Source organism: Pseudomonas sp. GM41(2012) (genome assembly GCF_000282315.2).
Classification (GTDB): Bacteria; Pseudomonadota; Gammaproteobacteria; order Pseudomonadales; family Pseudomonadaceae; genus Aquipseudomonas.
In genome coordinates, this window is record NZ_AKJN02000012.1 from 1 (window position 1) to 22,274 (window position 22,274).

Sequence of the window (22,274 nt, forward strand, 5' to 3'; positions counted from 1 at the left end):
TTTTTTATGGGCGGGGTAAACCCAGCGACCGGGATCAGTCGTTGAAGTCTTCCCAGCCGCCCATTTGTTTCCAGCGATTGACGATGCCGCAGAACAGCTCGGCCGTCTTCTCGGTGTCGTAGCGAGCCGAGTGAGCCTCACGACCGTCAAAGTCGATGTCTGCTGCCTGGCAAGCCTTGGCCAGTACCGTTTGACCGTAAGCCAGACCGGCCAGGGTCGCGGTATCGAAGCTCGAGAACGGATGAAACGGGTTGCGTTTCATGTCCAGACGCGCGACAGCGGCGTTGAGGAAACCCAGATCGAAGCTGCTGTTGTGCCCGACCAGAATCGCCCGTTTGCAGCCGTTGGCTTTCAGGGCCTTGCGGATGCCGCGGAAGATATCGGTCAGGGCCGTTTCTTCGCTCACCGCCATACGCAGCGGATGATCGAGTTTGATCCCGGTGAATTCCAGCGCGGCCGCTTCAATGTTCGCGCCTTCAAAAGGCTCGACGCGGAAGAAATAGGTGTGATCGGGATACACAAACCCTTTTTCATCCATTGCGATAGTGGTTGCGGCAATTTCCAGCAGGGCGTCAGTGGCAGAGTTGAAACCACCGGTTTCAACGTCGACAACGACTGGCAGGTATCCACGGAAGCGCTCAGCCATCGGGTGGCGCGAACCACCTCCGCCGCCTTGACCGTCCTGTTCGTCGTCGAAATGGTCTTCACTCACGCGTGTTCCTCCAGCAGGCGCCAGCGCAGTTTTTCACCGGCGCGCAGCGGGATTACGGTCAGCTCGCCAAATGGCAGGCTGGTTGGGGCGGTCCACTCTTCGCGGACCAGGGTGATGCGATCGGTGTTCACCGGCAGGCCGTAGAAACGCGGGCCGTTCAGGCTGGCGAAGGCTTCGAGCTTGTCCAGCGCGTTGCGCTGTTCGAAGGCTTCGGCATACATCTCGATCGCTGCATAAGCGGTGTAGCAACCGGCACAGCCGCAAGCGGCTTCTTTGGCGTGCTGGGCATGGGGCGCCGAGTCGGTGCCGAGGAAGAACTTGTCGCTGCCGCTGGTGGCGGCGTCGAGCAGGGCTTCCTGATGGGTGTTGCGCTTGAGGATCGGCAGGCAATAGAAGTGCGGCCGAATCCCGCCCACCAGCATGTGGTTGCGGTTGTACAGCAGGTGATGCGCGGTGATGGTCGCGCCAACATTGGCCGAAGCCTCGTTGACGAACTGCACGGCGTCGGCGGTAGTGATGTGTTCGAACACCACTTTGAGGCTCGGGAAGCGCTCGACCACACGACGCATGTGCTCATCGATAAAGATTTTTTCGCGATCGAACACGTCGACATCGCCACGGGTGACTTCACCGTGAACCAACAAGGGCATCCCGACTTCGGCCATGGCCTCAAGTGCAGGGAAAATCTTGTCGATGCTGGTGACGCCAGAGTCCGAGTTGGTGGTCGCGCCGGCCGGGTACAGCTTGGCAGCGTGAATGAAGCCGCTGGCCTTGGCCTCGCGAATTTCTTCGGGCTGGGTGCGGTCGGTCAGGTACAGCACCATCAACGGTTCGAAGCGGCTGCCAGCCGGGCGTGCAGCGAGAATCCGCTGGCGATAGCCGTCGGCTTCAGCGGTGTTACGCACCGGAGGTACCAGGTTGGGCATGATGATCGCGCGACCAAAGGTGCGCGCGACATCCGCGACTGTATTGGGCAACACAGCACCATCGCGAAGATGAATATGCCAGTCGTCGGGACGCAGCAGGGTCAGGCGGTCGGACATGAGGGGATTCCAGGCGGGTCAAACTGAGGGGAATGCTACCGGAAAAGACTCTTCCAGGCACTCGCTATCAAGTTTTGCAGGAAGCTTCCGATATCCAACAGGTATGCCGTAAACATCTGTGTGTCGGTCTTTTTGTTGTAGAAGCCAGTGGAGCCTCCCGTGCGCCAGCGTTATTTAGCCTTGCTCAGCGTGTTTGCCAGCCTTCCTGCGATGGCGCTCACTTTCCAGACCCGTCTGGAGAGCATTGAGTGGACGGTCGAAGGAGACAAGTTCGAGTGCCGCCTGACTCAACCGATCACCGATTTTGGTTCGGGTGAATTCGTGCGTCGCGCTGGCGAGCAAGCGACATTCCGTCTGAAGGCCTATAACTCGATGATCGGCGGCGGCTCGGCCACCTTGCTGGCGGCGGCTGCACCCTGGCAGCCGGGGCGTGGCGACATCAACCTCGGTTCTGTGCGAATCGGCAGCGGCAATGTGTTGTTCAACAGTTCGCAAGTTCAGGCGGGCCGTTTGATCAGTGGCCTGATGGATGGCCGCAGTCCGGTCGTTCGACATTCCTCGGGCGATGGCCGGGTGTCGGAAGTGCGTCTGTTGCCCGTCAAGTTCAGCAAGGCGTTTAACGACTATCAGGGCTGCGTGGCGAAGCTGCTGCCGAAGAATTTCGAGCAGGTCAAGCAATCGCAGATCGGCTTCCCCGGCGAAGGCATCGATCTCGACGCGCAGGCCAAGGCGCAATTACAAGTGATGCTGGAGTTCATGAAGGCTGATCCGACGGTCAACCACATCGAGCTCGATGGCCACTCCGATAACAGCGGCAACCGCCTGACCAACCGTGACCTGTCGCGGCGTCGGGCCCTGGCCGTCATGGAGTTCTTCAAGGCCAACGGCATTCAGGAATCGCAGATCACCGTGCGCTTTCACGGCGAGCGTTATCCACTGGCGCCCAATACCAATTCCGCCAACCGGGCGAAGAACCGTCGGGTCAATGTACACCTCGCGCGCGTTGCGCCCACCGAAAAGCCGGCCCCTCAGGCCACTGCATCGGCGAGCGCCGCGTCGACCTCCTGAACCCGCTGTTATCGTCGCTCACTCGACATAATCTGTCGCTTCGTCGTCATAAGCTGTCGCGCCTCTGTAAATTATCCTGCATGACCGGTAGACTTGACGGCTTTCCGTAGAACCCCGTGGAGTGATGGCATGGCGGACGTAAACAAGGTCGTTCTGGCGTATTCCGGCGGCCTGGACACTTCGGTGATCCTCAAGTGGCTGCAGGATACTTATAACTGTGAAGTCGTGACCTTCACCGCTGACCTGGGTCAGGGCGAAGAAGTCGAACCTGCACGCGCCAAGGCACAGGCCATGGGCGTGAAAGAGATCTACATCGACGACTTGCGCGAAGAATTCGTGCGCGATTTCGTTTTCCCGATGTTCCGCGCCAACACCGTTTACGAAGGCGAGTACCTGCTGGGTACTTCCATCGCTCGTCCGTTGATCGCCAAACGCCTGATCGAAATCGCCAACGAAACCGGCGCTGACGCCATTTCCCACGGCGCCACCGGCAAGGGTAACGACCAGGTTCGTTTCGAACTGGGCGCCTACGCCTTGAAGCCAGGTGTGAAAGTGATCGCTCCGTGGCGCGAATGGGACCTGCTCTCCCGTGAAAAGCTGATGGATTACGCTGAAAAGCACAACATCCCGATCGAGCGTCACGGCAAGAAGAAATCCCCGTACTCGATGGATGCCAACCTGCTGCACATCTCCTATGAAGGCGGCGTGCTGGAAGACACCTGGACCGAGCACGAAGAAGACATGTGGAAATGGACCGTCTCCCCGGAGAAGGCTCCAGATAAAGCGCAATACCTGGAACTGACCTACCGCAACGGCGACATCGTGGCACTGGACGGCGTCGAAATGACCCCGGCCACCGTGCTGGCGACGCTGAACAAGATCGGTGGCGAACACGGTATCGGCCGTCTCGACATCGTTGAGAACCGTTACGTGGGCATGAAGTCCCGTGGCTGCTACGAAACCCCAGGCGGCACCATCATGCTGCGCGCCCACCGTGCGATCGAATCGATCACCCTGGACCGCGAAGTGGCTCACCTCAAAGACGAGCTGATGCCTAAATACGCCAGCCTGATCTACACCGGTTACTGGTGGAGCCCTGAGCGTCTGATGCTGCAACAGATGATCGATGCATCCCAGGCCCACGTGAACGGCGTTGTGCGCCTGAAGCTGTACAAGGGCAATGTGATCGTCACCGGTCGCAAGTCCGACGAATCGTTGTTCGATGCCAACATCGCGACCTTCGAAGAAGATGGCGGCGCCTACAACCAGGCCGACGCAGCGGGCTTCATCAAGCTCAACGCGTTGCGCATGCGTATTGCGGCAAACAAAGGCCGGAAGCTTTTCTGAGATCTTTGAAACCGTAGAGTTGTGGCCTTGTCGGTGACAAGGCCACAATTTCTGAATAGGGGGGGAGTTTTCCTGCCGGACATCGTGTTATCAGCGCTCTTTTTGTATCTGTAATACCTTCCTTCTGTTTCCTCTCTCTGAATGCTCTTCAAGCGTTACCTGCTTCGTGTCAGGTAAAAAGAGTGATCAAGAATCGTCAGACCGTGTGAATTCAAATTGTAAGCAATGCAAAGCGTTGGGCCGTTGCGATTCTTTGCCTGTTTTGAATGCTTGCTTGCGCTTTCCTTCAGTAATGCCTCCGAATCGGTACAGGTGAGAAATACGATCACTTGTGCAGGGCTTCCCTGTGGGTGACGGTTTTTTTCAATCCAAGCGCCGAACTCCATTTTCTTGTTTAGCCACCGCGCATCGACGATGTGCAGGTTTTTTAGCTGCTCGGCCATGCAAACGTGCTGTAGAGCCGAGAGTCCCGTCTGAATACTGATCCCGGCGGGAGGATCCTTCAGGTTATCGGGCCGCTGACCGCGTTCAGCGTTGTCCATCACTTTTATAAATTGCTTTCCCTTGCCGTAATCGGATGGCGCGTACAGCGACCGGTAGTTGAAATTGAGAGTGGCGAAGAAAAGAAAAAGCAAATAAAAAGGGAAACTGATCAGGAACCAGACATAGAGCTCCCGCTCCTTGTTGTCGAGAAAGGGCAGTGAGACGGCGGCCGATGTTTCAGAAATAGCGGCAAATATCGCAATGACTGTCATGGGGTTGATGATTTTTTTCTTTTGTTTGTTCATGTTTTTTGCTCATAAAGTATTGTCTTTTCTCGAATTATTAGTGTTTTTGGTTTTGATTTTAATAACTAAGTGGTCGGTGTTTATATTGGTGTGGTACTCCTTTTTAAGTTTTGAATTTCGAAGGTTTGATAGTAACGGTATTGAGTGTGTGGCGGGTACCTCTGTTGTTGGGTTTTGGGAGGTGATGGGTTTGGTTTGTTGTTGAAGTGTTGCCTGGTGTGATTTTTTATTACAACCTTGATGTGCGGTGTTTGTGGTGTGGGGTTTCAAGTGGTAAATATCAGTTACTTTTAATGGTAGCTCAAGAGTCAGTATTCGTTGGATCGTCTTGCGACGAACCCTGCTATTTGGTTTTCTGGTTGTAAACAGAAACAAAAAACTGCGAATAATCGAAATGTTTTCAGGTTGATAAAGTTTTTACCCTGCCGGTATTTTTGGGAATTTTGTAAGACTATTCTCTAATGTCTGTAGGGAATGTCTCTCGGTGTGGGTGGCCGAGGGGGGCGGCATGCCATGGGTGAAACGACTAGGCTATCGTGCGGGCTCTAAAAATTCGAACAGCGAAAATTGGACTTGCCCATGAATAAAGTGCTGATCGTGGATGATCACCCCGTCATTCGTCTTGCGGTACGTATGCTAATGGAGCGTCACGGCTACGAGGTTATTGCAGAGACAGATAATGGCGTGGATGCGTTGCAACTTGCCCGTGAGCATATGCCGGATATTGTTATCCTGGATATTGGAATACCAAAACTTGATGGGCTGGAAGTCATAGCGCGTCTGACATCGACAGCAATGCCCATGAAAGTACTGATACTAACTTCTCAGGCGCCCGGGCATTTTTCTATGCGTTGCATGCAATCGGGTGCTGCAGGCTATGTCTGTAAGCAACAGGATCTCACCGAGTTGCTCAGTGCAATAAAGGCAGTATTGTCGGGCTACAGTTACTTTCCGAATCAAGCCTTGCATACCGTACGTTCCAGTTTGGGGAACGCCAGTGAAGCCGATATGGTGGATCGGCTGTCGGGACGGGAAATGATGGTCTTGCAGCAATTGGCCCGGGGCAAGACCAACAAGGAGATTGCCGATGGAATGTTCCTCAGCAACAAGACTGTCAGTACTTACAAGACGCGTCTGTTGTTGAAGCTCAATGCCCGCTCCCTGGTCGACCTGATCGAATTGGCTCAACGCAATGGTCTGGTGTGACGGTCCCGGCGTTTGACGAGACGCGATGACCGGGGGGCATCAAGCGGCACTTAGTAAAAAGCCTCCGTTTCGGGAGGCTTTTAGGTGTCATAGGTCAAAATCGTAATCGGCCAATTGCTTTTGCAGTCGGCGCTCCTCCAGCAGATTGTCGATGGTACGGCGTTTGCTCAGGTTGGTCTTCGCCACTTCAACCACTGGTTCAGCATCATCAGCCTCAACAGGGGTGAAGTCGTCTTCTACGTCCAATTGCTCTTTGCCAGTGCTCATAGTGTTACTCCAGGCTAAGGCTGCCTTTGGCGCTCCTTATATCGATAATCTCCCGGCGGGTAAAAAAGATTTTTTCAATCGATAAATTGAAAAACCTAATAGCGCCTCAATCGTCCGACGTCTTTTGCTTGTATTCGCACAAGTCTTCGATCCGACAGCTGCCGCAGCGAGGCTTGCGGGCCAGGCAAACGTAGCGTCCGTGGAGGATCAGCCAGTGATGGGAGTCGAGCAGATATTCCTTCGGCACGAACTTCATCAGTTTTTGCTCAACCTCGACCACATTTTTGCCGGGAGCAATGCCGGTACGGTTGCTGACCCGGAAAATATGCGTGTCCACGGCCATGGTCAGCTGACGGAATGCGGTATTGAGCACCACGTTGGCAGTCTTGCGGCCGACGCCGGGTAACGCCTCCAGCTCTTCACGGGTTTGCGGTACTTCGCCTCCATGACGTTCCATCAACAAGCGACAGGTCTCGATCACGTTTTTTGCTTTGCTGTTGAACAGGCCGATGGTCTTGATGTATTCCGACAGTCCCTCGACACCCAAGGCATAAATCGCCGCCGGTGTATTGGCCACCGGATAGAGTTTCGCGGTGGCCTTGTTGACGCCGACATCGGTCGACTGCGCCGAGAGAATCACGGATATCAGCAATTCGAACGGCGAGGAGTAGGCCAGTTCGGTCTTCGGTTCCGGGTTGTCTTCGTGAAATCGGCGAAAAATTTCCAGACGTTTTGCGGCATTCATGGGCAGTGCATTTCCTCGAAGGCGGTCAGTGTGAGGGCGTCGAGCGGGTCCAGGCCTGACGTGCGGCGATCAGCAGTCCCAGTAGAATGAATCCACCAGGGGCCAGGGTGGCCAGGCGCAAGCCACCGTCGGCAGTCAGCACCCAGCCTTGCCAGTCCGCTTGCGCAGTGCCAGCCAGCCATGGCAGATGGCTACCGAATGTTCCGTTGCCGATGAATTCGCGCAGCACGCCAAGGCCCGCCATCAACGCGCCGAACAGGCCACACAGGCGCAGGCGATCACGCCAGGCGCTCTGGAGAAAACCGGTGTGTTCCAGCACAACACATTGCAAGGCAATCAATCCTGCATAGAACCCTACATGGTGGTGCCATTGCAGCGACCATATTTGCACTGCGAATTCCGTGCAACTGGTCAGTGTGGCCGCTAGCAAGACGCTGGCAAGCAAACGTGTCTCTGGGACAAGTCGGGATCGCAAGGCGGCCATGCTCACTCCAAAGGCACTGATCACCACGATGAACATCAGCCACAAGCCCAGAGCGGACACCAATGAATCTGTGGCACCGATCAGCGGTGCAAGCATCAGCGAATTCTGCAGCGTCGATGACTTATTCATGAGCGCTGCTCCCGATCAACTGTTGTTGATGTTCGTCGAAATAGCGCAACGCGTCATGGATGGCGTTGATGACCGCTCGGGAAGTAATGGTCGCCCCCGCCATTTGATCGAATTGCCCCTGATCCTTTTTCAAGGCCCAGCCATTGTCGGCAGGTTCGGTTCGGGACTTTCCGGAAAAAACCTGAAGCCAGGCATTGGGCCAGTCGGCGAGTCGACCGCCCAGCCCCGGAGTTTCCGATTGCTTGAGCGTTTTGACGCCCAGCACCTTGCCGTTTGCGCCGATGGCGATCAGCAATTCGATGGAACCCTCGTAACCCAGGGTCTGGCTGCGCAGCAACACGGCGCTGGTCTGGCCTGTCTTGGTTGCCAGGTAGCCACCCAGCAGCGTGCTGTTGGCCAACCCAGTGTTGTCGAGGGCGAGTGGCTGTTCCAGTGGCTGATTGTCGTAGCTTTCAGCAGGGAGCAGGTCCAGCAGGTTACGAGTGTCGATCAGGCGCTGTTCGGCCGCAATGCGCGGCGCGCTGGTGTGCTGCACGAGGTAAGTCGCGCCAATCCCCAGGCCTGCCAGCACCACCAGAATCGCAACGCTCGACGCTCGGCTCATGGCGTCCCCCGTTCCTGTCTTGAGGTGGCAAACCGCTCCAGTGCCGGCACGCAGAGGTTCATCAACAGCACGGCAAAGGCGACGCCGTCCGGATAACCTCCCCAGGTACGAATCAAGTACGTCAGCAGCCCGACGCCCGCGCCGAACAGCAGTCGCGCGGCGGGGCTTTTTGCGCCGGACACCGGTTCCGTGACGATGAAGAATGCACCCAGCATGCTCGCGCCCGTGAGCAGATGAAACAGCGGCGAGCCATGGGAGTCGGAGCCCGAGCCGTTCCAGCACAGCAGGCTGATGACGAACAGACTGGCCAGCATGCCGACCGGCGCATGCCAGCTGAACACCCGTCGTTGCAGCAGAAACGCGCCACCTGCCAGAAAAGCCAGGTTGACCCATTCCATGCCGCGGCCGCCGAAATGACCGAACGCCGGGTTAGCGGTAAACAGTTCATCCATGGTCAGGCTTTTGTTGATCCGCAGGCTGTCCAGCGCCGTGGCCTGGACCCAGGCATCTGGAGTCTGGTTGAGGCTGAACCCAAACACCTGCTGCAAACCGCCGAGCAGGTCCAGTCCATGGGACGACGGCCAGTGGGTCATCTGTTGGGGAAAGGTCACCAGCACCAGGGCGAAACCGAGCATTGCCGGGTTGAACGGGTTCTTGCCAACGCCGCCATACAGGTGTTTGCCGAACACCATCGCGAACGCCGCGGCACAGACCGTCAGCCACCACGGGCAATAAGGCGGCAAGGCCAGCGCCAACAGCGTCGCGCTGACCAGTGCGCTGCCGTCGCTCAAGGTCGGCTTGAGCGGTTGCTTGCGCAAGCGCAACACAGCCGCTTCAACGGCCAGTGCGCTAACACCGGTCAGAACCAGGTTGATCAACACGCCCCAGCCATACAGCCAGAAAAACATCAGCATCCCCGGCACGGTGGCCAGCAATACCAGCTTCATGGCCTGCTGAAGACGCTCGTCGACCGATTCAAGGGGCGGCATAGGCATCCACCTGACGCTCGGCTTCATTCACCGCGAGTTCCAGGGCTTCAATCTGCTCAGCCGGCGCTTCGCTGGCTTGGGCTTTCTTGAGTTCGGCGCGGCGCATGGCCAACTGGATCTTTGCCCGATTCAGCTGCGCATTTTTCGCCGGAACGACGGGGGCTGCGACTGGCGGTGCAGTGCTTTCCAGTTGCGCCAACGCCTGTTCGGCAGCCTCGAATTGCTGTTGCAAGACGATCAGTTGCGACTGCTGTTCGAAGGTCGGCGGATGCCCGAACGCCTTGAGTGACTTGTTCAGTTGCGCCCGACTCATCGCCAGCTCGATCTTGGCCTTTTTCAACGCCGCATCGGCATTGGCTGCCTTCTGTGCGCGGACTCGCTCAAGAGCGGCCTGAACCGGGTCGAGTGTCGCTACCTCGCTGTGCTGGACGGCGCGCTGGGCCCGGGCCTGACGTTCGGCGATTTTCTGTTCTTCTTCGCGATGCAGGCGAGCATTGCGCTGTTCAAATCTGCGCCGTGCGTGATCGCGCTTGGCCGCCCGGGCGCGTTGTTCCTCAAGGCTGAACGCCAGGCCGCCGACAATCGGTAGCACCGTGTCCAGCGGCAACGGCCGCATCTCGATGCAATCCACCGGGCAGGGAGCCACGCACAGGTCGCAACCGGTGCATTCATCGATGATCACCGTGTGCATCAGTTTCGCCGCGCCGACAATGGCATCCACCGGGCAAGCCTGGATGCACTTGGTGCAACCAATACACTCGGCTTCACGAATATAGGCGATCTGCGCCGGGGCCGAACCGCGACTGACGTCCAGTTCCAGCACCGGCACTTTCAACAGCTCGGCCAGGGCGGCGATGGTTTCGCTGCCGCCCGGCGGGCACTTGTTGATCGGTTCGCCGCTGGCAATGCCTTCGGCGTACGGTTTGCATCCGGGGTGGCCGCACTTGCCGCATTGGGTCTGCGGCAAGAGGGCATCGATGCGTTGAATCAGACTCATGTTTTGATCAGTCCGCTGAATCCGAGAAAGGCCACTGCAATCAGTCCTGCGCCGATCAGGTCGATGGGCAGGCCGCGAAAGGGCAGGGGGATATCATTTTCGAGGGTGCGTTGGCGCAAGTCGCTGAACAGGCTCAATACCATCCAGAATCCCAGCCCGGCGCCTAGGCTCAGGGCCATGGCGTGGAAGAAGCCTTTGTCGTCCTGAACGTTGAGCAGCGTCAAGCCAAGCACGCCAGCATTGCCCAGCAGCAAGGGCCAGAGGCCATCGAACGCAAATTTTGGAAGTGACCGGGAAAGCACTTTCAGCAGCGGGCCAATCAGCAGAACGCTTAATGGCAGGAAGACGAAAAGGCGCAGCGACGTCAGCTCCAGCGGGACCAGCAACCAACGGTAGACCGAGTAGCCCAGCGTGCCGACGATCAGCATCAAACTCGTGGTCGCAAGGCCCAGCGCGTGGACTTGCCGATGCTCGTTGCCCAGCAGCGGATCGACGCCCAGCGGCCAGTGCAACACGAGGTTGTTGATCAGGGCAGTGCTGATAAGCGTAAGAAGCAGTTCGGTCATGATCTGTCTACCTGAAGCATCCGTATCCACACATCGTTGGGTTGCTGGGTAAATCTGTAGGAGCAGCCTCGTTTCACTCGACAGCTCCTACAAGGTGAGGCTGCAGTTGAGAGATAGTATGGGCCAGACATGAAAATCCCACAGTCGCGCCAGGCACGACTGTGGGATCGGTTTACTGCAGAACCTTACTTGATGCGCTGACCTGGCTTGGCGCCGCTGTCAGGGCTGAGCAGGTAGATTTCTTCACCGCCAGGGCCGGCCGCCATCACCATGCCTTCGGAGATACCGAACTTCATTTTCCGTGGCTTGAGGTTGGCGATCATCATGGTCAGGCGACCATTGAGCTTGGACGGGTCCGGATAAGCGCTCTTGATCCCGGAGAACACGTTGCGTTGCTCGTCACCGATGTCCAGGGTCAGGCGCAGCAGTTTGTCGGCGCCTTCCACGTGCTCGGCCTTGAGGATCAGTGCGACGCGCAGGTCGACAGCAGCAAAGGCATCGAACTCGATTTCCGGCGACAGCGGATCCTTGGCCAGTTCGCCATTGCCGGCAGGCGCAGCGTCGCCGGTGTCGGTAGCGCTGGCGGTCAGGTCTTCTTTCGAGGCGTCGCTCATGGCTTGCACTTTTACCGGGTCGATACGGGTCATCAACGGTTTGAACTCGTTCAACTGATGGTTGCTGAGCAAGGTCGCGTGATCGTTCCAGGTCAGCGGCGCGACGTTCAGGAACGCCTCGGCGTCGGCGGCCAGCAGCGGCAGCACCGGCTTGAGGAAGATCACCAGATGGCGGAACAGGTTGACGCCCAAGGCGCAGATGGCCTGGACTTCGTCTTGCTTGCCTTCCTGTTTGTTCAGCGACCACGGCGCCTTGTCGGCGATCCAGGCATTGGCACGGTCGGCCAGGCCCATGATCTCGCGCATGGCGCGGGCGAAGTCGCGAGCCTCGTAGGCTTCGGCGATGCTCGGCGCAGCGGCGAGGAAGGCTTCGGTCAGTTCCGGCGCGGCATTGCCCGCCACCAGTACACCGGCGTTGCCTTTGTGGATGAAACCGGCGCAACGGCTGGCAATATTGACGACTTTGCCGACCAGGTCGGAGTTGACCTTCTGCACGAAGTCTTCGAGGTTCAGGTCCAGGTCATCGACGCCACGGCTCAGCTTCGCCGCGTAGTAGTAGCGCAGGTATTCCGGCGACAGGTGGTCGAGATAGGTCCGGGCCTTGATGAAGGTACCGCGGGATTTGGACATTTTCTGACCGTTGACGGTCAGGTAGCCGTGTACGTTGATACCGGTCGGTTTACGGAAACCGGCGCCTTCGAGCATGGCTGGCCAGAACAGGGCGTGGAAGTTGACGATGTCCTTGCCGATGAAATGGTACAGCTCGGCGGTGGAATCCTTGCCCCAGAACGCATCGAAATCAAGTGTAGGCGTGCGGTCGCAGAGGTTCTTGAAGCTGGCCATGTAGCCGATCGGTGCGTCGAGCCAGACGTAGAAGTACTTGCCTGGCTCGTCGGGGATTTCGAAACCGAAGTACGGCGCATCGCGGGAGATGTCCCACTGTTGCAGGCCGGCGTCCAGCCATTCGGCGATTTTGTTCGCCACGGCTTCTTGCAGGGTGCCACTGCGGGTCCAGGCTTGCAGCATTTCCTGGAAGTCCGGCAGCTTGAAGAAGAAGTGCTGGGAATCCTTGAGCACCGGAGTGGCGCCAGAGATCGCCGACTTCGGATCCTTCAGATCAGTCGGGGCGTAGGTCGCACCACATTTTTCGCAGTTGTCGCCGTATTGGTCTTCGGTGCCGCATTTCGGGCAGGTGCCCTTGATGAAGCGGTCGGCCAGGAACATTTTCTTTTCCGGGTCGAAGTACTGAGTGATCGAGCGCGTGGCAATGTGCCCGGCGTCGCGCAGCTTCAGGTAGATCTGGCTCGACAGCTCACGGTTTTCTTCGGCGTGAGTGGAGTGGAAGTTGTCGAAGTCCACCAGGAACTCGGCAAAGTCGGCGCTGTGTTCAGCCTGGACGTTGGCGATCAGTTGTTCCGGGGTGATGCCTTCCTTTTCCGCGCGCAGCATGATGGCCGAACCGTGGGCGTCGTCGGCGCAGACATAAATGCATTGATTGCCGCGGTGCTTCTGGAAGCGCACCCACATATCGGTCTGGATGTATTCCAGCATGTGGCCAAGATGGATCGAACCATTGGCATAGGGCAGGGCGCTGGTGACGAGGATCTTGCGTGGCTCGGACATGGGGCTCGGCTACTTGATGAAACGGAGGTCGGCCACTATAAAGCGCCAGCGCATATTTTTCACCCCCGCGGCCCAAGGGCTTGTTGTTACAAACGTGCTTTTGTGGGAGGGGATTTATCTGTGGCGAGGGGATTTATCCCCGTTCGACTGCGCAGCAGTCGTAAAACCATCGAACACAATGTGCCGATATGCCGATGTAGACCATTTTTGGGGCGGCTTCGCCACCCAACGGGGATAAATCCCCTCGCCACAGATAAGTCCCCTCACCACAGGCAAGCTCTCCAGCCACAGTAATCTGTTCGCCACAAATGTGTGTCCGGCGTAGGATACCTGCCTGATTTTCCAGTCTTGCTATCGGAGTTGCCCATGAGCGCCGTCAATCGCGCAGCGGTGGAAGCCGTCCTTCGCCAATACACCGACCCTTATTTGAACCAGGACCCGGTCAGCGCCGGGTGCGTACGCGGCATCGACATTCAGGGGGATCGCGTCAGCGTCCAGTTGGAGCTGGGTTACGCCGCCGGCCTGTTCAAGAGTGGCTGGGCGCAGTTGCTGCAAATGGCCATTGAAGGGCTGGACGGCGTGACCATCGCGCACGTCGAGATCACCAGTGTCATTGCCGCGCACAAGGCTCAAGCGCAGATCCCGGGGCTGGCCAACGTCAAGAACGTGGTGGCCGTGGCGTCCGGCAAGGGCGGTGTGGGCAAATCAACCACCGCCGCCAACCTGGCGTTGGCCCTGGCCCGCGAAGGCGCCAAGGTCGGGATTCTCGACGCGGACATTTACGGACCGAGCCAGGGCATCATGTTCGGCATCCCCGAAGGCACCCGACCCCAGGTCAAGGATCAGAAGTGGTTTATTCCGATCGAGTCCCATGGTGTCGAAGTCATGTCCATGGCGTTCCTGACCGATGACAACACGCCGATGGTCTGGCGTGGACCGATGGTTTCCGGCGCCTTGTTGCAACTGGTCACTCAAACCGCCTGGGACGATCTGGACTATCTGGTCATCGACATGCCACCGGGCACCGGCGACATCCAGCTGACCCTGGCGCAGAAAGTCCCGGTGGCCGGCGCGGTGATCGTTACCACGCCGCAAGATCTGGCATTGCTGGACGCACGCAAGGGCGTGGAGATGTTCCGCAAGGTCAACATCCCGGTGCTGGGCGTGGTGGAAAACATGGCCGTGCACATTTGCTCCAACTGCGGGCATGCCGAGCATCTGTTCGGTGAGGGCGGTGGTGTGAAGCTGGCCAACCAGTACGGCGTCGAGCTGCTGGCTTCGTTGCCGCTGGCGATGGCCATCCGCGAACAGGCCGACGGCGGCAAGCCAACGGTGATCGCCGAGCCTGACAGCCCGATTGCAATGGTTTACCAGGAACTGGCCCGTCATGTCGGCGCGCGGATCGTGTTGCAGGAAGCGGCGACACCGGCGATGCCGAACATCACCATCAGCGACGATTGATCTGAGTCGACTGTTAAAAGATCGCAGCCTCGTTTCACTCGACAGCTCCTACAGGGGAATGCATAAGCCATGTAGGAGCTGTCGAGTGAAACGAGGCTGCGATCTCTTGATCTTGCTTTAGATCCGCAACCCGCCATCCAGCTCCAGAATCCGACCGCTGATGTAGTCGTTCTCGAAGATGTACGCCGCCGAATGGGCAATCTCTTCAGGCGTGCCCATGCGCTTGAGTGGAATCACGGACGTTATCTTCTCCAGCGCTTCAGGCTTCATGCTCAGCGTCATTTCGGTTTCGATAAAGCCCGGTGCAATGCCCGCCACACGAATACCGTAGCGTGCCAATTCCTTCGCCCAGGTCACGGTCATCGCGGCGACACCGGCCTTGGCGGCGGAGTAATTGGTCTGGCCGGCGTTGCCAGCACGGGAGATCGACGAGATATTAATGATCGTGCCGCTGTTGTTCAGCTCGATCATTTTGGCCGCGACTTCACGCGTGCACAGGAATACGCCGGTCAGATTGACGTCGATGACCGACTGCCACTGGGCCAGACTCATCTTGGTCATCTCGCCGTCCTTGACCTTGATGAGCAAGCCATCGCGCAGGATCCCGGCGTTGTTGATCAGGCCATGGATCGCACCGAAGTCCTCGGCCACCTGGGCGGCCATATGGGTCACTTGCTCTTCATTGGCGACATTGCACAGATAAGCGCGAGCCTCGACGCCTTTAGCCTTGCAAGCGGCGACGGTGTCGTCGAGCTTTTCCTGGTTCAGGTCCACCAGCGCCAGCTTCGCGCCTTTACCGGCGAAATACTCGGCCATGGAACGCCCTAAACCCTGGCAACCGCCGGTGATAATGATTACTTTGTCAGTGAGTTGCATTCGCATGCCCCCAATAGCAGGTCAGAGGAGTGGTTTCCTTTTAGAGAGTAGCCTCTCGATCTGCACCTGATGGCCTGGCTGCACATGAGAACTGCCCCGATGGCGTACTGGAACTTATTCCCAGGCGCCTGTCCGTTTTTATGACGGATTCTAATAAGGAGTCATAAATTGAGCGTTGAAGCGGCCAAGAATGCCCGAGAATTGCTTCTCAAGGAATACCGTGGAGTGCTCTCGACGCACTCCAAGGCGATGCCCGGTTTCCCGTTTGGCTCCGTGGTTCCGTACTGTCTGGACGAACAGGGTTGGCCGCTGATCCTTATCAGCCGCATCGCCCAGCACACACATAACCTGCAGAAGGATCCAAAATGCTCACTGTTTGTGGGTGAGCGCGGGGCCGAAGATGTGCAAGCCGTTGGTCGCCTGACCTACCTCGCCGAAGCAGAAAAGCTCGAGGACGAGTCAGCCATTGAAGCGGCGGCTGAGCGTTACTACCGCTATTTCCCGGATTCGCAGAGCTACCACAAGGCCCACGATTTCGATTTCTGGGTGCTCAAACCGGTACGTCACCGTTACATCGGCGGCTTCGGTGCGATTCACTGGGTCGATCAGTTAACGCTGGCCAACCCGTTCGCCGGCAAAGCCGAAGCGAGCATGGTCGAGCACATGAATGCCGATCACGCCAAAGCCATCGCCCATTACGTCGAACTGGCGGGCCTGCCGAAAACCGAGCCGGCGCAACTGGCGGGTATCGACACCGAAGGCATGCACCTGCGCATTGGTCAGGGGCTCTATTGGTTGCGGTTTCAAGCGCCGTGTAATACGCCGACACAAGTGCGCGAAGCCTTGGTTTTCCTGGCTCACGCCGAACATTGGCCGAAAAATGAAGTGGCCGACGCTTGAATTCACGAATCGGCGACGTCATCTAGGGAAGACTGGCAAGGCATTCTTGCGTTGAGGAACCATTTGATGCGCCCTTTTTTATTGCTCTTTGTACTGTTTCCGGTGTTGGAGCTGTTCGTATTCGTCAAGGTCAGCGGGGCGATCGGGTTTTTCCCGGCCCTGCTGCTGGTCATTCTCGGCTCGATGCTCGGCGTGTTCGTGCTGCGTATCGCTGGTCTGGCAACCGCATTGCGTGCTCGTGAAAGCCTGAACCGCGGCGAATTGCCGGCCCAGACCATGCTCGAAGGTTTGATGCTGGCGCTGGCGGGTGGTCTGTTGATCCTGCCGGGCTTCGTCACTGACGTGCTGGGTCTGATCATGTTGCTGCCGATCTCTCGTCGACTGTTGGCCAATAAAATGCGCCAGCGTGCCGAAGAGGCGGCAATCCGCCAGCGTGCATTCGCCGACGACCTTCAGCCTCGTGGCGGTCCTGCTCCACGCGAGCCGCTGGGCCGTGAGCCCAACGTGATCGAAGGCGAGTTCGAACACCGCGATACCAAGTAATCCGCACTACCGGCACGGCACCTTCGGGTGCCGTGTTCGTTTGTGGGGCAGCAACCTGAAAAAATTTGCTTCCTCACCCTTGTAATAAGCTTATGCGCCCTTATGTAACGGTCACCGCAAGGTTTCTGGCGATTGCGCCAGACAGACTTCCGCGGTTCGCTCGACGAACCGCACCCGGCACCGCCGGATTTGTTAAACCCGCCGGGAATACACCGGCCGATGAAAACCACAATTAGGAGAGATCGACAATGAAGCTTCGTCCTCTGCATGACCGCGTCGTCGTCCGTCGCAGCGAAGAAGAAAAGAAAACCGCTGGCGGTATCGTCCTGCCAGGTTCGGCTGCTGAAAAGCCAAACCAGGGTGAAGTTCTCGCCGTAGGTCCAGGCAAAGCACTGGAAAACGGTGAAGTGCGTGCACTGGCTGTGAAAGTGGGTGACAAGGTTGTGTTCGGCCCGTACTCCGGCAGCAACACCGTGAAAGTCGACGGCGAAGACCTGCTGGTAATTGGCGAGAGCGAAATCCTCGCCGTTATCGAAGGCTGATTCCCCGCTCATTTTCCCGCTACTACAAAGTATTTAAGGAATATCGATCATGGCTGCTAAAGAAGTTAAATTCGGCGATTCCGCCCGCAAGAAAATGCTCGCCGGTGTCAACGTCCTGGCTGACGCAGTAAAAGCGACCCTGGGCCCTAAAGGCCGTAACGTGATCATCGAGAAGAGCTTCGGCGCTCCGACCATCACCAAGGACGGCGTGTCCGTTGCCAAAGAAATCGAGCTGAAAGATCGCTTCGAAAACATGGGCGCGCAGCTGGTCAAAGACGTTGCCTCCCGTGCCAACGATGACGCAGGCGACGGCACCACCACCGCTACCGTTCTGGCTCAATCGATCGTCAACGAAGGCCTGAAAGCCGTCGCTGCCGGCATGAACCCGATGGACCTGAAGCGCGGCATCGACAAAGCGACCATCGCTATCGTCAAAGAGCTCAAAGCCCTGTCCAAGCCTTGCGCTGACACCAAGGCCATCGCTCAGGTCGGCACCATCTCGGCCAACTCCGACAGCTCCATCGGCGACATCATTGCCGAAGCCATGGAAAAAGTCGGTAAAGAAGGCGTGATCACCGTTGAAGAAGGCTCGGGCCTGGAAAACGAACTGTCGGTTGTTGAAGGCATGCAGTTCGACCGTGGCTACCTGTCCCCGTACTTCGTCAACAAGCCAGAGACCATGACTGCCGAGCTGGACGGTCCGCTGATCCTGCTGGTCGACAAAAAGATCTCGAACATCCGCGAAATGCTGCCAGTACTGGAAGCCGTTGCCAAAGCCGGCCGTCCACTGCTGATTGTGGCCGAAGACGTTGAAGGCGAAGCCCTGGCGACTCTGGTTGTGAACAACATGCGTGGCATCGTTAAAGTCGCAGCCGTCAAGGCTCCAGGTTTCGGCGACCGTCGCAAGGCCATGCTGCAGGACATCGCTGTTCTGACTGGCGGTACCGTTATCTCCGAAGAGATCGGTCTGAGCCTGGAAAGCACTACCCTGGAACACCTGGGTAATGCCAAGCGCGTGATCCTGTCCAAAGAAAACACCACCGTGATCGACGGTGCCGGCGTTGAGGCTGACATCCAGGCTCGCGTTCTGCAGATCCGTCAGCAAGTGGCCGACACTTCGTCCGACTACGACCGTGAAAAACTGCAAGAGCGTCTGGCCAAACTGTCCGGCGGCGTTGCAGTGATCAAGGTTGGCGCTGGTTCTGAAGTTGAAATGAAAGAGAAGAAAGCCCGCGTTGAAGACGCCCTGCACGCTACCCGTGCAGCCGTTGAAGAAGGCGTGGTACCTGGCGGCGGCGTGGCACTGGTTCGCGCTCTGCAGGCAATCTCCGAGCTGAAAGGCGACAACGATGACCAGAACGTTGGCATCCAGTTGCTGCGTCGCGCTGTTGAAGCGCCACTGCGCCAGATCGTTGCCAACTCCGGTGACGAGCCAAGCGTAGTAGTCGACAAGGTCAAGCAGGGTTCGGGTAACTACGGTTACAACGCTGCTACCGGCGAATACGGCGACATGATCGAAATGGGTATCCTGGACCCGGCTAAAGTGACTCGTTCGGCTCTGCAAGCGGCTTCGTCGATTGCCAGCCTGATGATCACCACCGAAGCCATGATCGCTGAGATCAAGGAAGACGGTCCAGCTGGCGGCGGCATGCCAGACATGGGCGGTATGGGCGGCATGGGCGGCATGATGTAAGCCAGCCTTACCCCGTACGAAAAAACCCCGCCTGCGCTAAGCAGGCGGGGTTTTTTATTGCCCGGCATTTACCCTATGCCTGTAGGAGCAAAGCTTGCTCGCGATGAACGATAACGCGGTGTAACTGATACACCGCGGTGCCTGAATCGCGAGCAAGCTTTGCTCCTACAGGTTCTTCAGGCGCTGACTGGCTCTGTCTCGGTCACGCGATCTGTCTTGGAAGCTGGGCGATACAGGATGTAGTAATACGCCCCCAGACAAATCAGCCAGCAGAAAATCGCCGTCCACACGTTGTGCGAGAAGAAGTGCGCCCCTTGCATCATCCGGCTGATGGAAAACACCGTGCCCAAGGCGAAAGCGAATACAAATGCCTTGCGCGCCAGACGCGGACGACGGTCACGCAGGACAAAGAACAGCGCAAACAGGGTGAAACCCGTCGCCGCATGACCGCCGGGCCAGCAACGGCCGGGTTTATCGGTGTGCGGGCGAGGGCTGAGCAGTTCGCTATAGGTTTCGTGACCACCGAACTGCTCAAGGCTCCACGGGCATTGAACGGCTGTCACCGCTTTGACTGGCGTGACAAAGGAGGTTGCCAGCGCCAGGGACAGCACCAGGCAGCCCAGTTCCCGTTTGATCGGTTTGAGCCTCTCCATGAAAAAGGAGGCGATGAAGCCGAAGATGGCCAACACCGAGAAGGCGATGACCACCTGCTTGGCGCGGTCATGCAGGATGTCTTCCAGGAAGTAACTGTGCCGCCCGATGAAATCCCCCGTGATCGGGTCATAGAGCAGTTTGGCAAGATCCATGTCCAGGGACGTCAGTTCGAGCAGCACCAGAACGATCGCCGCGAAGACGGGAACGCCCAGGCACACCCAGAAATTGAGTGGTCGGGAGGCGGGGCGGACAGCAATTGATGACATGGAGGATCCTGAACAAAGGAAAAAGCCCCGGGGCATCAGCCCGGGGCGATTCGATTAATGTGCGCTGACTTGGTCGGTGCCCTCCATGGGCGTCTTCCAGCCAAGTAGCTGTTGCTTGAAGCCATAACTGGCGGTTTGGTAATAGGTGATCGCACGGACAATAAATGGATCGCTGGCGGTGGCCTGGGATTCGCGGCTCTCGGTCAGTGCATCATCATGGCGCCGCAGCCCTTGGCGAGGGCTCAGGATCGCCAAATTCTTACCGTCGAACAAACCCAGATGCTGGTAATTACCAACGACCACGCGGGGCGGCAGTGGGTTGTCCTGCAGCAAGTTGCGGCCGAAGAAGGTCGATTGATAATCCAGGTTCAGCAAACCGAGCAAGGTTGGCGCCAGGTCGATCTGGCTGGCCAGTTGCGCGGTTTCCCGTGCCTCGATCAGCTTCGGTGCATAGATGAACAGCGGAATCTGATAGTTGGCGATCGGCAAGTCTTCCATGCCGGCGCTGCCGGCCGTGTGGTCGGCGACGAAGACAAAGATTGTATTGTCAAACCACGGCTTTTGGCGCGCCTGATCGAGGAACTGACCAATGGCATAGTCGGTGTACTTCACCGCACCGTCACGACCGTTGCCGGATTTGATGTCGATCCGGTTTTCCGGGTAGGTATAAGGACGATGGTTGGAGGTGGTCATCAATTGCAGCAGAAACGGCTGCTGTTTCGCGTAGTCAGCGTCGGCCAGTTTGAGGGTTTGTTTGTAGAGGTCTTCGTCAGCCATGCCCCAGGCATTTTTAAAGTGGATCTCTGATTCATCGACGCTGCTCTGGTCTACCACCCGGTAACCGTTGCCACTGAAGAACGCGTTCATATTGTCGAAGTAGCCGCGTCCGCCATAGACGAACACGCTGTCGTAACCCACAGCGCTGAGTTGCTGGCCAAGGCTGGCGAAACCGCTTTCACGCCCCACACGCTTGACGATCGAACGCCCTGGAGTTGGCGGGATCGCCAGGGTAATGGCCTCAAGGCCGCGATCGGTGCGGGTGCCGGTGGCATAGAAGTTATTGAAGTACAGGCTCTGTTTGCGCAAGGCATCGAGATTGGGTGTCAGGTTACGGGCGTCGCCGTTACTGCCCATGTACTTGGCGCTGAAGCTTTCAATCGTCACCAGCACAATGTTGGGTTTGCGCACAGTGCCCGGGTTGTCGATCATCCGGCGAATGTCCTGCGGATCCTCGCCGATGAAATGCGCGTTGGGTTCACTCAGTTCGGCACGAATTTGCTGAGCAACAATTGCCGGCGGCAGGCTGCTGTAGAACTGCGAGTAATCCAGTTCGTTGTTACGGAATGCAGCAAAGAACTGATAGGGCCCATTGCTCGCCAGTTCGTTCTGATAGGCGTTACCGCCCTGGGCGCGCGGCGAATCCTGGCTGAGCAGTTGCAAGCTCAGGCCTGCGACAATCAACAGGCCCAGCGCATTCAGCAGACGCTTGCGCAATGGCGGCAACGGTGCGTCCAGCGCGGCATTGAACGGTTTGCGCAATGCAACGCTCAGGGCGATGGCCAACACGGCGAGGATGCTCAGCAGTGTGCCGATCGGGTAGGACTCAAGGAGGTTGTTCAGCACTTCATCGGAATACACCAGGTAATCGACGGCGATGAAGTTGAATCGCACACCAAACTCATCCCAAAACAGCCATTCGGCCACGGAAGTGAACAACATGGCGAACAGGCTGACGGTCAGCAGCCCCTGAAGGAGCCAGCGGTGGCCACGGCGACGCCACAAGGCCGGTGGGCAGAGCAGCAAGTAAAGGCCCATCGGCAGCGCTGCATAGGCAATGAAGCCCAGGTCGTACAGCAGGCCGATGCCAAACACCGACAGAAATCCGCTACCGGCCTCGTCCAGATGGGTGAGCAGCAACACCGTACGGGTCAGCAAGAAAATGACCAGCCATGCGCCGGTCACGAGCAGGAGAAAGCGCATTGGCGCGGTCTTGAAGAAGTCCATTGTGTGTACATTCCTTAACAACAATTGCGCGGGATTTTCGCCCCACCCCTGTAGTCGGCGTGTGAATCGATAGTGAAAAACTTGTTAAGTCTATCATTTGGTTGAGCGGATTGATTCCAGGCACCGTAATCCTAGCCCTGAGCCACACTTGGC

At 57.7% G+C, this 22,274-nt stretch carries 22 protein-coding genes; 8 read left to right on the top strand and 14 right to left on the bottom strand.

From position 1 onward, the window contains the following. Window positions 1–34 precede the first annotated feature (34 nt). Together rnt and pyrC are read right to left on the bottom strand one after the other, a co-directional pair. The gene (gene rnt, locus PMI27_RS01210) at window positions 35–712 is read right to left on the bottom strand and encodes a ribonuclease T (RefSeq protein WP_008155580.1); all 678 of its coding nucleotides are present in this window, start codon (window positions 710–712) and stop codon (window positions 35–37) included. Further along, entirely contained in the window at window positions 709–1,755 is a 1,047-nt protein-coding gene (pyrC, locus tag PMI27_RS01205; protein ID WP_008155578.1) for a dihydroorotase, read from the bottom strand. The genes rnt and pyrC overlap by 4 nt, the downstream gene beginning before the upstream one ends. 159 nt (window positions 1,756–1,914) lie before the next feature. Here pyrC and PMI27_RS01200 point away from each other — a divergent pair, with 159 nt between their 5' ends. Continuing rightward, window positions 1,915–2,823 (top strand): flagellar protein MotY, encoded by a 909-nt coding sequence (locus PMI27_RS01200; protein WP_008155576.1) that lies wholly within the window; start codon window positions 1,915–1,917, stop codon window positions 2,821–2,823. Between the two features lie 129 nt (window positions 2,824–2,952). Then, window positions 2,953–4,170: an argininosuccinate synthase gene (locus PMI27_RS01195; protein ID WP_008155574.1), complete on the top strand. Its 1,218-nt coding sequence runs from the start codon at window positions 2,953–2,955 to the stop codon at window positions 4,168–4,170. A 155-nt stretch (window positions 4,171–4,325) separates the two neighbouring features. On the opposite strand, the gene PMI27_RS01190 is transcribed toward PMI27_RS01195, so the two are convergent. Continuing rightward, a complete protein-coding gene (locus tag PMI27_RS01190; RefSeq protein WP_008155572.1) occupies window positions 4,326–4,958 on the bottom strand; it encodes a hypothetical protein in 633 nt (210 codons plus the stop codon). A 579-nt stretch (window positions 4,959–5,537) separates the two neighbouring features. Here PMI27_RS01190 and PMI27_RS01185 point away from each other — a divergent pair. Further along, complete coding sequence (locus tag PMI27_RS01185; RefSeq protein ID WP_008155570.1) at window positions 5,538–6,164, top strand: response regulator transcription factor; 627 nt, start codon at window positions 5,538–5,540, stop codon at window positions 6,162–6,164. An 87-nt stretch (window positions 6,165–6,251) separates the two neighbouring features. Here the strand turns inward: PMI27_RS01185 and PMI27_RS01180 are convergent, their stop codons facing one another. The 8 genes from PMI27_RS01180 to metG all read right to left on the bottom strand — a co-directional run bounded on the left by PMI27_RS01180 (window position 6,252) and on the right by metG (window position 13,182). Continuing rightward, a complete protein-coding gene (locus PMI27_RS01180) occupies window positions 6,252–6,431 on the bottom strand; it encodes a PA3496 family putative envelope integrity protein (RefSeq protein ID WP_007898493.1) in 180 nt (59 codons plus the stop codon). Between the two features lie 106 nt (window positions 6,432–6,537). Next, on the bottom strand, window positions 6,538–7,176 hold the full coding sequence (gene nth, locus PMI27_RS01175; RefSeq protein WP_008155568.1) for an endonuclease III: 639 nt from the start codon (window positions 7,174–7,176) through the stop codon (window positions 6,538–6,540). A 25-nt stretch (window positions 7,177–7,201) separates the two neighbouring features. Beyond that, complete coding sequence (locus PMI27_RS01170; RefSeq protein WP_008155566.1) at window positions 7,202–7,789, bottom strand: Rnf-Nqr domain containing protein; 588 nt, start codon at window positions 7,787–7,789, stop codon at window positions 7,202–7,204. After that, complete coding sequence (locus tag PMI27_RS01165; RefSeq protein ID WP_008155564.1) at window positions 7,782–8,393, bottom strand: RnfABCDGE type electron transport complex subunit G; 612 nt, start codon at window positions 8,391–8,393, stop codon at window positions 7,782–7,784. The genes PMI27_RS01170 and PMI27_RS01165 overlap by 8 nt, the downstream gene beginning before the upstream one ends. Then, window positions 8,390–9,382 (bottom strand): RnfABCDGE type electron transport complex subunit D, encoded by a 993-nt coding sequence (locus tag PMI27_RS01160; protein ID WP_008155562.1) that lies wholly within the window; start codon window positions 9,380–9,382, stop codon window positions 8,390–8,392. Before PMI27_RS01160 ends, PMI27_RS01165 begins: the two co-directional genes overlap by 4 nt. Continuing rightward, window positions 9,369–10,379: an electron transport complex subunit RsxB gene (gene rsxB / locus PMI27_RS01155; protein ID WP_008155560.1), complete on the bottom strand. Its 1,011-nt coding sequence runs from the start codon at window positions 10,377–10,379 to the stop codon at window positions 9,369–9,371. Before rsxB ends, PMI27_RS01160 begins: the two co-directional genes overlap by 14 nt. Next, window positions 10,376–10,945, bottom strand: a complete 570-nt coding sequence (locus PMI27_RS01150) for an electron transport complex protein RnfA (RefSeq protein WP_008155558.1) — start codon at window positions 10,943–10,945, stop codon at window positions 10,376–10,378. The genes rsxB and PMI27_RS01150 overlap by 4 nt, the downstream gene beginning before the upstream one ends. A gap of 185 nt (window positions 10,946–11,130) precedes the next feature. Further along, complete coding sequence (metG, locus tag PMI27_RS01145) at window positions 11,131–13,182, bottom strand: methionine--tRNA ligase (protein ID WP_008155556.1); 2,052 nt, start codon at window positions 13,180–13,182, stop codon at window positions 11,131–11,133. A gap of 366 nt (window positions 13,183–13,548) precedes the next feature. Between metG and apbC the strand changes: the two genes are divergently transcribed. Further along, a complete protein-coding gene (apbC, locus tag PMI27_RS01140) occupies window positions 13,549–14,643 on the top strand; it encodes an iron-sulfur cluster carrier protein ApbC (RefSeq protein WP_008155554.1) in 1,095 nt (364 codons plus the stop codon). A 117-nt stretch (window positions 14,644–14,760) separates the two neighbouring features. On the opposite strand, the gene PMI27_RS01135 is transcribed toward apbC, so the two are convergent. Then, entirely contained in the window at window positions 14,761–15,519 is a 759-nt protein-coding gene (locus tag PMI27_RS01135; protein ID WP_008155553.1) for an SDR family oxidoreductase, read from the bottom strand. Between the two features lie 168 nt (window positions 15,520–15,687). On the opposite strand from PMI27_RS01135, the gene PMI27_RS01130 reads away from it, so the two are divergent. The 4 genes from PMI27_RS01130 (at window position 15,688) to groL (ending at window position 19,197) form a co-directional block, all read left to right on the top strand. Beyond that, the gene (locus PMI27_RS01130) at window positions 15,688–16,419 is read left to right on the top strand and encodes a HugZ family pyridoxamine 5'-phosphate oxidase (RefSeq protein ID WP_008155551.1); all 732 of its coding nucleotides are present in this window, start codon (window positions 15,688–15,690) and stop codon (window positions 16,417–16,419) included. 66 nt (window positions 16,420–16,485) lie between these two features. After that, entirely contained in the window at window positions 16,486–16,962 is a 477-nt protein-coding gene (locus tag PMI27_RS01125; RefSeq protein ID WP_008155548.1) for an FxsA family protein, read from the top strand. A 248-nt stretch (window positions 16,963–17,210) separates the two neighbouring features. Beyond that, window positions 17,211–17,504 carry a co-chaperone GroES gene (locus PMI27_RS01120; protein ID WP_008155545.1) on the top strand — a complete coding sequence of 98 codons (294 nt, stop codon included), beginning with the start codon at window positions 17,211–17,213 and terminating at the stop codon, window positions 17,502–17,504. A gap of 49 nt (window positions 17,505–17,553) precedes the next feature. Continuing rightward, a complete protein-coding gene (gene groL / locus PMI27_RS01115) occupies window positions 17,554–19,197 on the top strand; it encodes a chaperonin GroEL (protein ID WP_008155543.1) in 1,644 nt (547 codons plus the stop codon). Window positions 19,198–19,373: 176 nt separating this feature from the next. Here groL and PMI27_RS01110 read toward each other — a convergent pair whose 3' ends face one another. Next, complete coding sequence (locus PMI27_RS01110) at window positions 19,374–20,117, bottom strand: phosphatase PAP2 family protein (RefSeq protein WP_008155541.1); 744 nt, start codon at window positions 20,115–20,117, stop codon at window positions 19,374–19,376. 54 nt (window positions 20,118–20,171) lie between these two features. Next, window positions 20,172–22,121, bottom strand: coding sequence for an LTA synthase family protein (locus PMI27_RS01105; RefSeq protein ID WP_008155539.1), 1,950 nt, complete (start codon window positions 22,119–22,121; stop codon window positions 20,172–20,174). Window positions 22,122–22,274: the final 153 nt, after the last annotated feature.

Excerpts from the sequence above, each read along its gene's own strand:
- PMI27_RS01120 (WP_008155545.1), top strand. The coding sequence starts at position 17,211 with ATGAAGCTTCGTCCTCTGCATGACCGCGTCGTCGTCCGTCGCAGCGAA.
- PMI27_RS01135 (WP_008155553.1), bottom strand. The coding sequence starts at position 15,519 with ATGCAACTCACTGACAAAGTAATCATTATCACCGGCGGTTGCCAGGGT.
- PMI27_RS01190 (WP_008155572.1), bottom strand. The coding sequence starts at position 4,958 with ATGAACAAACAAAAGAAAAAAATCATCAACCCCATGACAGTCATTGCG.
- metG (WP_008155556.1), bottom strand. The coding sequence starts at position 13,182 with ATGTCCGAGCCACGCAAGATCCTCGTCACCAGCGCCCTGCCCTATGCC.
- PMI27_RS01125 (WP_008155548.1), top strand. The coding sequence starts at position 16,486 with ATGCGCCCTTTTTTATTGCTCTTTGTACTGTTTCCGGTGTTGGAGCTG.
- nth (WP_008155568.1), bottom strand. The coding sequence starts at position 7,176 with ATGAATGCCGCAAAACGTCTGGAAATTTTTCGCCGATTTCACGAAGAC.
- pyrC (WP_008155578.1), bottom strand. The coding sequence starts at position 1,755 with ATGTCCGACCGCCTGACCCTGCTGCGTCCCGACGACTGGCATATTCAT.
- groL (WP_008155543.1), top strand. The coding sequence starts at position 17,554 with ATGGCTGCTAAAGAAGTTAAATTCGGCGATTCCGCCCGCAAGAAAATG.
- PMI27_RS01185 (WP_008155570.1), top strand. The coding sequence starts at position 5,538 with ATGAATAAAGTGCTGATCGTGGATGATCACCCCGTCATTCGTCTTGCG.
- PMI27_RS01105 (WP_008155539.1), bottom strand. The coding sequence starts at position 22,121 with ATGGACTTCTTCAAGACCGCGCCAATGCGCTTTCTCCTGCTCGTGACC.
- PMI27_RS01195 (WP_008155574.1), top strand. The coding sequence starts at position 2,953 with ATGGCGGACGTAAACAAGGTCGTTCTGGCGTATTCCGGCGGCCTGGAC.
- apbC (WP_008155554.1), top strand. The coding sequence starts at position 13,549 with ATGAGCGCCGTCAATCGCGCAGCGGTGGAAGCCGTCCTTCGCCAATAC.
- rsxB (WP_008155560.1), bottom strand. The coding sequence starts at position 10,379 with ATGAGTCTGATTCAACGCATCGATGCCCTCTTGCCGCAGACCCAATGC.
- PMI27_RS01180 (WP_007898493.1), bottom strand. The coding sequence starts at position 6,431 with ATGAGCACTGGCAAAGAGCAATTGGACGTAGAAGACGACTTCACCCCT.
- PMI27_RS01150 (WP_008155558.1), bottom strand. The coding sequence starts at position 10,945 with ATGACCGAACTGCTTCTTACGCTTATCAGCACTGCCCTGATCAACAAC.
- PMI27_RS01110 (WP_008155541.1), bottom strand. The coding sequence starts at position 20,117 with ATGTCATCAATTGCTGTCCGCCCCGCCTCCCGACCACTCAATTTCTGG.
- PMI27_RS01170 (WP_008155566.1), bottom strand. The coding sequence starts at position 7,789 with ATGAATAAGTCATCGACGCTGCAGAATTCGCTGATGCTTGCACCGCTG.
- PMI27_RS01165 (WP_008155564.1), bottom strand. The coding sequence starts at position 8,393 with ATGAGCCGAGCGTCGAGCGTTGCGATTCTGGTGGTGCTGGCAGGCCTG.
- PMI27_RS01160 (WP_008155562.1), bottom strand. The coding sequence starts at position 9,382 with ATGCCGCCCCTTGAATCGGTCGACGAGCGTCTTCAGCAGGCCATGAAG.